The following is a 12367-nucleotide window of genomic DNA, read 5'->3' on the forward strand; positions in this document are numbered from 1 at the left end:
TGTCATTGCTTAAAAAAAGGGTGAAAAAAATGGAATTAGAAAGAATAGATGCAGTAGCAAAGGATTCAAAAGCATTCACTGATAAACAAACGAAAGCTTCTTTATATAAAACAGTATGGAGATGGCATTTTTACGCAGGGATTTTTTTCGCACCGCTGATTATTTTTTTGTCTATTACCGGAGGAATTTACCTGTTTAAACCGCAAATTGAAAATTACATGTACCATGATCTTTATTACGTCCAACAAGGACAGCATAAAATTTCATCTACAGAACAGATTCATGAAGTGAAAAAGAATTATCCACATGCAAAAATTACAGGTTTTACACCTTCCTTTGCGCCGGACAGATCATCTGAGGTTGAAATAATGGTGAACGGGGAAAGTATATCTGTGTTTGTCAATCCATACAACGGCGACATTATTGGAAAGTTAAATGAGAATGCACGCTTCATGGCATGGGTGAAAGATTTGCATAACGGTGAATTATGGGGCGGCACCATTGGAAACTGGTTAGTAGAGCTCTCCGCTTGCTGGTTCATTATCCTAATTATTACTGGTGTTTACTTATGGTGGCCGCGAAATAGAAAATCTCTTTTTGGGACATTGATTCCGCGAATAAACCTGAGTAAAAGAAACCGCACGTTTTGGCGCGATATGCATGCCGTTACAGCAATCTGGCTTTCTCTTTTTATCGTCGTACAATTGTTTTCTGGACTCATGTGGTCCGGTGTTTGGGGAAGCATGGCACATCGTATCGTTGATCCCATTTCCGGAAACCCGGAAGGAGATCAACCATGGGAAAAATATGCATTTCGTGAACTACTCGTCATTGAAATGACGAGCTTCCTGTTCTACGCAATGAACTTTTGTCCATTAAACGTATACACAGTTGGCGTGTCCAACACCACTACTGATTGGGCTTTCAGCCCTTTCAGATACTTTTTGCTGATGTTGATCGCTCCATTCACATCTGCATTGATTACACTTTGACAATCCTTACATACATATAGTCCTCGATGCTTACGATTCGACCTTTTCGCAAATTCTTTCGCTGGATATGGTGTACATACCGAACACGTTTGTGATGTATATTCTTCTGATTGCTTAACGACTGAAATCCCTTGTTCCTCGGCTTTATACGTGATCATCTGAACTATCTTTTCAAACGGTAATTGATGAAACTTTTGATTGGTTTTCTTCCCAAAATTCGTTTGATCACGAATACCTGTTATATCTCCAATGACAATCGTTTCAACACCTTGCTTAACTGCAAGATCAACAACTTTCTTCGTCATACAATGCAAGATATGAAACGTTTGTCCTTTTCTTTTGCGATATAACTGCAACACTCGTTTGGATTTCTTCGGGTATTTCATTCCTTTGGCTACCTGTTGAGCATCAGAAATAGCTTGATAGTGCGCTATTTTCTTGTGAAAATACCGTTCAACCGCTAACCATTGGCGACCCGATAGAATATGAGAGTTTCCTTTATAATCATAACAAGTAAGAGCGTTCGCAATCCCTATGTCGATAGACATAAACTTTGTAGAATGTTCCTTCATCAACACATCATCGTATTTTTGTGCCAAAATAATTTTGTACTTCCCATTTTTCAACGGTTTTACTTCGACCGTTTTCACATGATGAATTTTTATATGTTTAGGGATAGAGATATAAACGAATTTCTCTATAATCCCATACGTTTCTTGCAAATAAGCCTTTTGTTTAGCAGGAATAGACAATCGAATACGATTTCCTTCGATGCGAAAACCATTGTTTAGAAACTTTACATTGAAATTGTGATGTTTGAATCGTGGAGGTTTGGGATTTTCAATCCCTCCCGATTTCTTCAATTCAAAAAATGATTGCCAAGATTCTTGTAACACCTTCAAAACTTCTTGTGCGGATTGAGAAGGAAGATTCTTGTACCAAAAGTGATTCTTTAACCGCTTCTTTTGATCGTACCAGTTAGGATAAGGAATACCACTATCTTTTGTCCAGTTACGTCTTTCAAAATTTGCAACATTCCATAATTTTCGGCTCGCATAACATAGCTGACGAAGGATAATCTCGTTCATTTGATTTGGTTTATAAATGAAATACGATGCACGAATCATGTTATTCACTGCCCTTCTTCTGCATAGCAATGTATTTCTTAATCGCTCCTTCACTAATAGAACCAATCGTTTCAATATAGTAACTGCTGTTCCATAGTTGCCCTTTCCATAACTTTTGCTTAATCTCAGGAAATTCTAAGAACAATTTTCTGCCCGAAATTCCTTTTAACATTTTTACAATGTAAGAAGGAGCTACTTTTGGATGAGCGGTCGCAAATACATGAATATGATCTTGTTCACCTACCTCCATCATGACCACTTCAAATCCTTTTTCTTTTGCGATTTCTTGAAAAAGGTCTTTTAAATATTTCTCGATTTCCTTGATTAGCACCTTTCTTCGATATTTGACAGACCATACAATATGATAATTGACATTATAAACACAAGTTCTAGCATGAGTAATTTTTGCTTTTTTATCCATACATATAGTATATTAAAAATACAACGAAATTCCAATATTTATATGGATTAGATTGATTACATATAGTCTTTTATCTGTACAAAGAAGGCGTTGATTCATCTCCTCATTGAAATAAGGAGGATTCTCACCGCTTTATCCTAAATCAACAATTCCAACAAAAGAAATAGCAGATGTTCCTTGGGCAGCTGAAAACTTACCTGTTCCCGAATCAAGTCCCAAAGGAATGAAAACAATTTCTGTTGATAAAGTTATGCAAATTGCAGAAAAAAACAACGTCCAACCGGGATATGGAATTGCATTTCCTGATGGAGAAACCGGTGTATATACGATCTTTCTAGATCCTGCTGACGTCTATCCTAACCGCCCACTGCCCTGGGCACAACAAACGCTGCATATAGATCAATACAGCGGAAAAGTTTTAGCTAAATTTGCATGGAGTGACTATGGTGCATTGGGAAAATTAATTTCACTAGGCATTGCATTTCATCAAGGAGAATTTGGATTCATTAGCCAGCTGTTCATGCTTGCATTAACTATTGGCATTATAATGATTGTTGTAAGTAGCGTTATAATGTGGTGGAAGCGAAAACCGAAAGGCAAATTGGGTGCTCCGGCTTTGCCAGAAAACTTTAAAATGTTAAAGGGAGTAGCCGTCATTGTCATTGTTCTAGGTCTTTTCTTCCCATTAGTAGGCGCGTCACTATTGATAGTGTGGGTTTTGGATTATTTCGTCATTAAAAGAATTCCCATTGCGAAACAGTGGATCGGGTAGAAAGCTAAATGGGAGTATCACACGAATAATGAATAAATTGTTATCAACCATTTACTGGCACCAGAGCCAATAAATCATTTCGCCTGTCAGCTCATCGATTGCATACGTCTGATTCCGTGAATCCCCGTCAAGGGAGGAAAGTTTTCAAGTTCGTGCGCGCTGGCAGGCGCCTTCAATGTTGGCACATGCTTTGCAGCAGCTACCCACTCTCCCATTTTACTGGAATAACAAGTATAACTCCTCTATCTCGTCTACAAAATTCAGGTGACTTCCTTTTTACAAAATTGACCTGAACGGCAGACAATAGATGTTCATGTAATGAGAGTCTCGTTCCTTCCCGCTTAAAAGGAGTTGGAGGATAGTTTCTTTTTCAGTTCATCTAGCTCTTCTTCAGTTAATTTCGTAACTGACATAATAACTTCCTCTTCTAGCCCTGAACGAAGCATGTCTATGGCTACCTGTCGAACTCCTTCTTCCCGGCCCTGCTTCAACCCTTCCTCCCATCCTGCCCGTCGTTCGCCTTGAAGGTTTGACAATTGGTCCCGCAGCCATTTCAAACGCATTTCATATTCATAACGGTTTACCGGGTTGACGCTTAAGCTTTCCCATTCTTCCAGCGCTTCACGAATTTCCTGCTCATTCATCGCAAACACCTCCAGTTTCGATTTTTCACTTTTCGCCATCCACTGGAGACATGAAAAAAATTTTAGTTCATACCTCTTTTCACATAAAATGAACTATTCTACTCATGGTCAAAAAAGTCATTCATCCAATAGTTTCTTCTTCAGCTCATCTAGCTCTTCTTCAGTTAATTTCGTAACTGACATAATAACTTCCTGTTCTAGCCCTGAACGAAGCATGTCTATGGCTACCTGTCGAACTCCTTCTTCCCGGCCCTGATTCAACCCTTTTTTCAATCCTTCTTCCATTCCCTTTTTCAGCCCTTCCTCCCATCCTGCTCGCCGTTCGCCTTGAAGGTTTGACAATTGGTCCCGCAGCCATTTCAAACGCATTTCGTATTCATAACGGTTTACCGGGTTGACGCTTAAGCTTTCCCATTCTTCCAGCGCTTCACGAATTTCCTGCTCATTCATCGCAAACACCTCCAGTTCACTGAGCATAAACTCATCGATTTTCCCCTTTTTGGCGTCTACTGCTGACAGCATCATCAGCCACGGATACTCTGGCAATCGTTTTATTTCTCTGTTATATTTCTTCCATTTTACCATAAACTGCTGTAAATCAATGACGTGAAATTCAAGGTGCGGACTCCAAAGAAAATGTTCTTCATCTTCTCGTATATGGAAAACCGTATGAAATCGCTCCGTTTCATGAGGAAAAAGCCGATAATTAAGGATGGTAATCATAAAGGTAGGGGGAAGCATGCTGTACGGCTGTCCTTTTGCTAATGACCGGGAGAAAACCCTCGCCCAGTAATACAAAATTCGTTCCGGTAAATCGTGCTGATTAACGATTTGAATTTCCACATTAATGCGCTCGCCTCGATCCGTCAGCACCAGTACATCAAGCCGGTTCATTTTTCCATCTTCCGTCTCTTTCGTCAGCTCTGTGCTTTCAAACTGAACATCGACAATGCGATCTGCTTCGCTCCGATGTAAAATCGCATTCAAAAAAGCAATGGTAAGCGACTTGCGGTTCGGGTTGCCGAACAGCTGCTTAAACATGAAATCCATCTTCAAATCGAGGTATTCTTTCATAGTGAAGATCGTCCTTTCGAGGGAGAATAAAAATTAAGAGGAAAACATAAGAGGGGGAAAGATTAAAAATCGTAACAGCTAGGACAAGTATTAATATTCACACCAAACAGAACATATGTTCTGTAAATAATATAAAACTAACTATAAGAAATGTCAACCTAAAATTCCAAACTTATTAATAGGAATTTAAATAATGAAGTTTTTTACTAGATTTTTGAACGTTTCCAGCCCGCTACAATTCAAAACAGCAGAGATAGGCATTTTTTTCAGTTTTACTGTAAACGCTCAAGTAATGCTGTTAAAGCCTCACTGCATCATATAACAATAATGAAGATAAAAGAGGAAAAACATTTAGATTTAGAAAAAAACAGAAATGACGGAAACCTTCATCGTTCCGCTTGATACAGGTGTCCAAAAGTAATGCACTTCAATAAAAAAGACCTTGCCAGCCTCCTGAAATGTCCACCTTAAACCATATAGCGTAGGTAGAAAAAAATACTGGCAAAGTCCAAGATTCATCGTCTTAAAGTTTTCGAATCCCATAAACTGAATAGCCGATACTAAAATTGTTTCAATGAGATTGATTGTCTTAGAGTTTCGAGCCTCTCTCGATCAATCAAATTTCAAAATGGCAGGGATTTATAGAAATCAGTCAAAAAATAGGCAGATAAAAATCAGAAGGTATAGCGGCATGATGTTTCTATTGCTTGCCGAAGCTCTAAAAAATGAATGTAAATCGTATCAGACTGTCTGTTATTTTATCGAGGCTGGAGGAAGGAAAATCAGAAGAAGGAAGCAACCCCGTGAATTCCTGCTTCATCGATCTCCAGCCCGCTATCAGCAAGATCGTGCTTTGTCCGCTATCGCTTGGCTTATATAAGATCAACAAGCTTTTCCTGCTTCATTCTGTAAATGATGAATATCGTACTGATCGCGATCAATACAAGAAAGGTGCCGATTGTAAGCATAAGCGGATGAAGAATCGCAAACAGTTCGCCAACAAGGTATTTTAAAGTACAATAGCTTAGCAGCACAACGATCGGGACAAGCGAGCCGATCAATGTGATGTAGTTTTGTGCGATCCGTGAGAAAAATACTGAAAAGAGCGCCGCAACAATGGCAACAATATAAGTAGCAATCACCGTTGTGATGATATAGCCTTCAAATGTAAAGTCAAACCAAAAATAGTAAAAATTATAGAACGAATTGATGGAAAGCGGAAAAAAAGTTTGCGTACCATTCCCAAGATAGAAAAACCAAAAAATGACGATCTGCACAGTTGTGATCAATGCTGTGGCTGCTAAAGCAGCAAGAAGTTTTGCAGAAAACAAATTCCGGCCGGTTTTCGTCGTGTATTGCAGACTGATCGCATTGTTTAGTCTGTCTGTAATATGAACGCGGCTTGTTACCATGACAACGCTTATAATAATCAAAACCGCCCAAAAGCGGATGAGCTCATTGTAATTTTCATAGACAAGATATGGAAGAATAGAATTGACATCATTGTTTGCCATGATTTGTTTTACACGTTCTTGCTGATCTTCATCGGTATAAGATTCAATATCCCTCCCTTTCGATTCATATTGTTCAATGATATTTTCGAATGCTTGCAGCTCCCAAAAAACATCTGCTTGATCAGCAAACACGACTTTTTCATGAAAATCTGCATACTGTTTATTTGTTAAATCCAATTGTCGAAACTGTTCATATGTTGTAATGCCTAGTTTTTCCGCATCTTGTTGTGATTTTAAATAGGCATTGGCCTCGTCTTCTTTTTGTTTATACCAGCTTTTAAAATGCCGAAACTCTTTTTCGTCCATTTCATGACCATATTTGTTGATCATTTCTTTTGTAATCATAAACTCATCTTTTGCAGGCCGTCCATTAGGGAAAACTTCAAAATTAAAGCTTAAAAACAGCTTGTAAAACAGAAAACTGATGAACAAAATAAGCAGCAGCACCTTCCAATTGAACAATTTTCTTAGTTCGTATAAAAAAACTCTCAATATTCTTCCCCCTAATTTAATGGTTGCCGTTTAAATTTGTACATGCTGAAGAATCCTAATAGAACAAATATGACCGCCCACGCTGCTATCGTTACAGCTTCAAAATATGGAAACATCGTAAAAATGTTGTTTCCCATAAACCATACATGCGGATTCATAATTAAATAAAAAGGATTCACATGCATGATCAAGATAAATTTACTATTCAGTGAAACAACGCTTGGAAGCCATAAACTAACACCAGCGAACAAAGCAAATGTAAAGAAAACAAGATAGCTGTTTTTCAGCCATATAGATAAGCTGAAGGTGAGCAGCATGTACAGCAGCTGGCTTAATAGTAAACAGCCGACAAATAAACAAACATACTGCAAGAATGATAGATTCCACCACGATATGTAAGGAAAAGGCGTTTCGCTATTAAAATAGCTGCTAATCGGCACAAACAGAAGATTAGAATAATCATAGACAGAAAAGTAAATGATCAATGTCGCTGCGATTAACAACATAACAGCACACACATTAGCGATTACACTTGCAGCAAGCTTGTCCCATAGCAAATTTCTCCCGCGTTTGCTCGTAAATGCAACAAAGAATGTACGGTGTTCAAATTCATAATTAGTTAGCAATGCTGTGATTAAAACAACGAGGATCATTCCTTCAAAAGCGATCGCCCGGCCAAGCTTTTTAAATAGCAAGGAATGCATTTCATAGACTGATCCTAAATAAAAGAAATGGCGATGTTCACCGTTTTTCACTAGCTGCTGCAGCCGCTTTTCTAAAAGATTGGCTTGGTTCAGCACCGTTTCTTCTGCCTCCCCGCTTAATCCGTATTTCTTGATTTGTTGCCGGGCAAACTCTGTCGCATCCAGCTCGCTGTAAATATCATCGACGCTTTTAGCGGTTTCATAATATTGAGTGAACAAGTTGAGATTGAATAGCCTGTTTAATTCACGATCCGTAAGATGTTGGTACAGAAACGCTTCATGGCCTTTTATAAACTCATATGGAAACTGATACTGCTCCCCGCTTTTTGGATTCAGCTCATTCACCCATACCATTTCATGATCGATTTCTTTTTTCATACCTGCCAATGCTTCATCATCGATTTTCGTCCCGTATTGCTCAACTATGTTTTGTAAAACAGGTAAATTTTTCCGTTCATTTTTATGGTCGAAAATAATCAAACCATTCAACGCCACAAAAAATAATAGTAAAATGATAAAAATCGGCGACTTGACAACTTTTATTAATTCGTATTTGATCATTATGCCAGCGCTCCTTCTCCATATACATGAAGAAATACGTCCTCTAATGTCGGCTCAACACTTTTCCAATTTTCATTTGGCTGTTCGTCGCTAACAAACCGAAAGATCATCTGGCCATTTTCTTGCTTTTCCGAAATTGTTGCAAATCGCTTCCGAAAGATTTCTGCATCCTGAAAATCAGCTGCGGTCTCATAAATGCGGCCGGACAATAATTGGCATAATTCACGTATCGGCTTTTTATATAAAATCGTTTTATCTTTAATCATAATGATTTCATTGGCAATCGATTCGACATCAGACACAATATGCGTTGATAAAATAATGATCCGATTGTTTGCTAATTGGGTTAAAAGCTTGCGGAAACGGGCGCGTTCGGTCGGATCAAGACCTGCAGTGGGCTCATCAAGAATCAAAATTTTTGGATCGTTCAGCAATGCCTGGGCGATGCCGACCCGCTGAATCATCCCGCCGGAAAACTTCCTCATTTTTTTATGCATGACATCTTCAAGTCCAACGAGCTTTAAAAGCTTCGGTATTTTTTCTTTTGCTTCATGCTTTGAAATCCCTTTTAATGCTGAAAGGTAAAGCAAATATTTTGCAGGGGTGTAATGCTTGTAATATCCGAACTGCTGCGGCAAATAACCGAGAAGCTCCCGGTATTTGCTGCCGAGATGGATGATATTTTCTCCGTTGTAACGAATTTCTCCTTTTGTCGGAAAGATGAGTGTGACAAGCATTTTCATCAATGTTGTCTTCCCAGCGCCATTTGGAGCTAATAGTCCGTAAATTCCGTTGTCAAACTGTAAATGAACATTTTCAAGAGCAATAAAATTGCCGTAATATTTGGAAACATGGTCGACAATTAGCATCTTTACAAAACTCCTTTTATATTGGTTTTGACGAAAAACAGCTTAAGCTGATGAACATATATATACATCGCAGCCATCCCGATGATGATGTAAATAAAATACGGAACGTTTAACAAAAAGGCTTGATAAACATAGCTGTTCATGTAAGAAAGAAACAAGTTTGCGGCAATCCAGCTGATAAATAAAGCAATTTTCCCACTTTTTGTCGGTACATAAAGCAATACATACAAAAAAGCAGCAGCAAAAAGAAATAAAGATGCAACAGATAATAAAAAGGCAAAAGGAAAATGAATGGAAAACTCTGTTGCCAGCCAGAAAATGATGACTCCATTGGCGAGCATAGCGAAAATGCTGAACATGAACATACGGAATGCTGCTAATTGATACACATTGTATTTACAAGTCATTTCCACCTCAAACGCCGGCTTTTGCTTTTGGCAAATAAAAAAGAAAAAAACGATGACAAAATAAATAACTGGTGAAAAACAAAAGATGAATGTATATACATCCAAGGCTATCCATGAAAAATATTTTGCGGTTGAAAGAACAAACATAGCGAAAACAGCGATAGTTAAAACAATCGTAAAAGCGATTTCCGTCAGATCACGAAAGACGTTGCGGAAACCGACTTCGCGATACATAGTGAACATATATTGCCAAAAGGAAGGCTTTTTGTTCATGCCTTTTGCAATAATCTTCTGAATTTCTTGTTTGATCTCCTTATCGCTAGGAAAAGGAATTTTTTCGTTATCAATGGCCATGGACATCCTCCTTTAACTGCTCATTGATTTTTCGCAATGTAGAATAATATTTCGTTTTTACGGTTGATTCTTTTATCTGGAGCTTTGCGGCAATCTCGGCAAATGTTTGGCCTGCAAAAATTTTCATTTGCACAATTCGTCGATTCTCATGATCAAATCGTTCAAGCAGGTTTAAAACCTGTTTTACCTCGTCCTTTTGTTCGATTGTAAAAAGCACATCATCACTTTCCCGCTGATCTGTTAACAAATTGACCGTTTTCTTCTGCTGTTTATATTCTTTCGAGCGATAGTAATCGATGATTCTCGCCTTTGCGATTTTATACAGCCATGTCCGGAACGCCGCTTTCCCCTCATAATGGTGAATGCCGCGCAGCATGCTGATGAAAATCTCCTGCGTCAAATCTTTCGCTAATTCTTGATCAAACGTTTGTTTAAATACGAACGCATAAATCTCTTTGTAATAATAAGAGATCAGCTTATTTGCCGCTTTTTCACTTGCCCGCTTCTGTATTGCTTTTATCCATTTCTTCTCTTGATCCATCGTGAAGCTTCACTTCCAATCCCAAAGCTCAAAACTTCTATCACTACCTATATATTCGCAAATAATAAATAAAAAGTTTTGCGAAAATCAAAAAAATTATTCAGCCTCTTTATCCAGATCCAGCCGCTAGCCTCTCGATTGTTCGGAGCTTTGCAGGCGACGCTTAACGACATATCCTTACTGATTGGACCGGTCTGCTTTATGCACACTAGCGAAAAAACGTTTCTTTCAGAACGGAAGCTTACATTACGAATAAGCGATTGTGATATAATGTGTATTCCGGCATGCAGATGAACGATATGTTTGCTTCAAAATACTGAAACGACTGCTGTTTAAAGGAAAAGCTGCTAAAAAGAATTATTAAAGTCTTCTTTATCTGGAAGCAGTAGTTTCATATTTTTTCAATTTTCCGGACAGACCCAATATATGTGCTTAAAAATCCCATAAAAGTCATTTAACATTTTGTTCCACATACATACAATTTAAATAGAGATTGTTACTAGAAAAAGGAGATCTTTATGAACAAGATTTTATTATCGAATATGACGGTATATGCTGAAGAACGAGTTTTCAAAAATGGATATGTATTAATAGAAAATGGGAAAATTCTCGAAATTGGTCCTCAAGAAAAGCTGACTGTTACAGACGAACGGGTTGAAAAAGTTGAAAGCAAAAACAAATATGCAGTTATTCCTGGTTTTATCGATCTGCATATTCATGGAGCAGCAGGCGCCGATACGATGGATGGAACCGATGAGGCAATTCGCAAAATGGCAGCGGCACTCCCCCGGGAAGGAACGACGAGTTTTTTAGCAACAACGATGACAAGCTCTGAACAGCGGATTGAAGAAGCTCTGATCAATGTAAGAAAGTACATGGAAACAGCGAATGAACCCGGATATGCAGAAGTGTTAGGAGTCCACTTGGAAGGTCCGTTTATTTCCTCTAAAAGAGCAGGGGCGCAGCACTCAGAAAATATTCTCGAACCGAACTTGCAGTTATTTAAAAAATGGCAGCATATGTCCGGCGGGGTGATAAAGCTTGTGACATTGGCGCCTGAAAGAAAAGGTGGAATAGAATTAACCGATTATTTAAAACAAACAGGAGTTGTCGCCTCCATCGGGCATTCAGATGCTTCTTATGCTGAAGCTGCTAAAAGCATACAAGCTGGCATTACCCATGCAACCCATTTATTTAATGGAATGAGCGGATTGCACCATCGCAAGCCGGGAGCTGCTCTAGCAGTGCTCATGCATGATGAGGTGTTGTGCGAAATTATCGCAGATGGCATTCATGTGTGTCCGGAAATGGTGAAATTTGCTTATCAAAACAAAGGAAATGACGGGCTTATTTTAATCACGGATGCAATGAGAGCGAAATGTCTCGGTAAAGGAATCTATGAACTTGGAGGCCAAGAAGTCCGAGTGAATGAAGATCGGGCAGTTTTGCGGGATGGGACGCTGGCAGGAAGTATTTTGAAGCTGAATGATGCAGCCAAAAACATGATGGCTTACACCGGATGTACGCTTCAAGACATTATTCAAATGGCAGCCGTTAACCCTGCCAAACAAATAAACGTTTATGATCGCAAAGGAAGCATTGCAAAAGGAAAAGATGCTGACTTAGTTGTTTTAAATGACCGCCTTGAAATAGTAATGACATTTTGCCGCGGAAAACTTGCCTATTCACAACAAGAAATGTGACGAAGATATTGCTGCCAGCGAAAGATTACGGTGATATGAGCATGAAAGCAGCACAAATGATTAGGTAAACAAGAACTGAATTTTGCATTAAGACGGATCAGTTATTGCTGCTTTTACACAACAGCTCACATCAATAAACAAGTTCGCTCTGTGAATCTAGATGAAGATGTGGACTGCATCCATTTAATAAAA

10 protein-coding genes and 2 pseudogenes are annotated in these 12367 nt (G+C 38.7%); 3 read left to right on the plus strand and 9 right to left on the minus strand.

Annotated features, from left to right (window positions below; translation table 11 throughout):
- The first annotated feature begins 29 nt into the window (after window positions 1-29).
- Window positions 30-992, plus strand: coding sequence for a PepSY-associated TM helix domain-containing protein (locus NST97_RS11320; RefSeq protein ID WP_082830364.1), 963 nt, complete (start codon window positions 30-32; stop codon window positions 990-992).
- An 8-nt stretch (window positions 993-1000) separates the two neighbouring features.
- Here NST97_RS11320 and NST97_RS11325 read toward each other — a convergent pair.
- Both NST97_RS11325 and tnpA read right to left on the minus strand, forming a co-directional pair.
- Window positions 1001-2119 (minus strand): annotated as a pseudogene (locus NST97_RS11325) (RNA-guided endonuclease InsQ/TnpB family protein); the annotation flags it as partial.
- A 1-nt stretch (window position 2120) separates the two neighbouring features.
- Entirely contained in the window at window positions 2121-2540 is a 420-nt protein-coding gene (gene tnpA, locus NST97_RS11330) for an IS200/IS605 family transposase (RefSeq protein WP_063388891.1), read from the minus strand.
- Window positions 2541-2763: 223 nt separating this feature from the next.
- Here tnpA and NST97_RS11335 point away from each other — a divergent pair, with 223 nt between their 5' ends.
- Complete coding sequence (locus tag NST97_RS11335; protein WP_341343246.1) at window positions 2764-3312, plus strand: PepSY domain-containing protein; 549 nt, start codon at window positions 2764-2766, stop codon at window positions 3310-3312.
- Between the two features lie 463 nt (window positions 3313-3775).
- Here the strand turns inward: NST97_RS11335 and NST97_RS19290 are convergent.
- The 7 genes and pseudogenes from NST97_RS19290 to NST97_RS11370 form a co-directional block, all read right to left on the minus strand.
- Window positions 3776-3974, minus strand: a pseudogene (locus NST97_RS19290) (Rpn family recombination-promoting nuclease/putative transposase); the annotation flags it as partial.
- A 99-nt stretch (window positions 3975-4073) separates the two neighbouring features.
- Window positions 4074-5030, minus strand: a complete 957-nt coding sequence (locus NST97_RS11345; protein WP_341343248.1) for an Rpn family recombination-promoting nuclease/putative transposase — start codon at window positions 5028-5030, stop codon at window positions 4074-4076.
- Window positions 5031-5902: 872 nt separating this feature from the next.
- Window positions 5903-7036: a hypothetical protein gene (locus NST97_RS11350; protein ID WP_341343249.1), complete on the minus strand. Its 1134-nt coding sequence runs from the start codon at window positions 7034-7036 to the stop codon at window positions 5903-5905.
- Between the two features lie 11 nt (window positions 7037-7047).
- Window positions 7048-8301 carry a hypothetical protein gene (locus tag NST97_RS11355; RefSeq protein WP_341343250.1) on the minus strand — a complete coding sequence of 418 codons (1254 nt, stop codon included), beginning with the start codon at window positions 8299-8301 and terminating at the stop codon, window positions 7048-7050.
- Window positions 8301-9170 carry an ABC transporter ATP-binding protein gene (locus tag NST97_RS11360; RefSeq protein ID WP_117017573.1) on the minus strand — a complete coding sequence of 290 codons (870 nt, stop codon included), beginning with the start codon at window positions 9168-9170 and terminating at the stop codon, window positions 8301-8303. Before NST97_RS11360 ends, NST97_RS11355 begins: the two co-directional genes overlap by 1 nt.
- Window positions 9171-9172: 2 nt before the next feature.
- Window positions 9173-9931 carry a hypothetical protein gene (locus NST97_RS11365; protein WP_340882270.1) on the minus strand — a complete coding sequence of 253 codons (759 nt, stop codon included), beginning with the start codon at window positions 9929-9931 and terminating at the stop codon, window positions 9173-9175.
- A complete protein-coding gene (locus tag NST97_RS11370) occupies window positions 9921-10472 on the minus strand; it encodes an RNA polymerase sigma factor (protein ID WP_063388899.1) in 552 nt (183 codons plus the stop codon). Before NST97_RS11370 ends, NST97_RS11365 begins: the two co-directional genes overlap by 11 nt.
- A 518-nt stretch (window positions 10473-10990) precedes the next feature.
- Between NST97_RS11370 and nagA the strand changes: the two genes are divergently transcribed.
- Entirely contained in the window at window positions 10991-12175 is a 1185-nt protein-coding gene (gene nagA, locus NST97_RS11375) for an N-acetylglucosamine-6-phosphate deacetylase (protein ID WP_341343251.1), read from the plus strand.
- Window positions 12176-12367 lie beyond the last annotated feature (192 nt).

It is taken from the genome of Aeribacillus sp. FSL K6-1305, from assembly GCF_038050115.1.
Classification (GTDB): Bacteria; Bacillota; Bacilli; order Bacillales; family Aeribacillaceae; genus Aeribacillus; species Aeribacillus composti.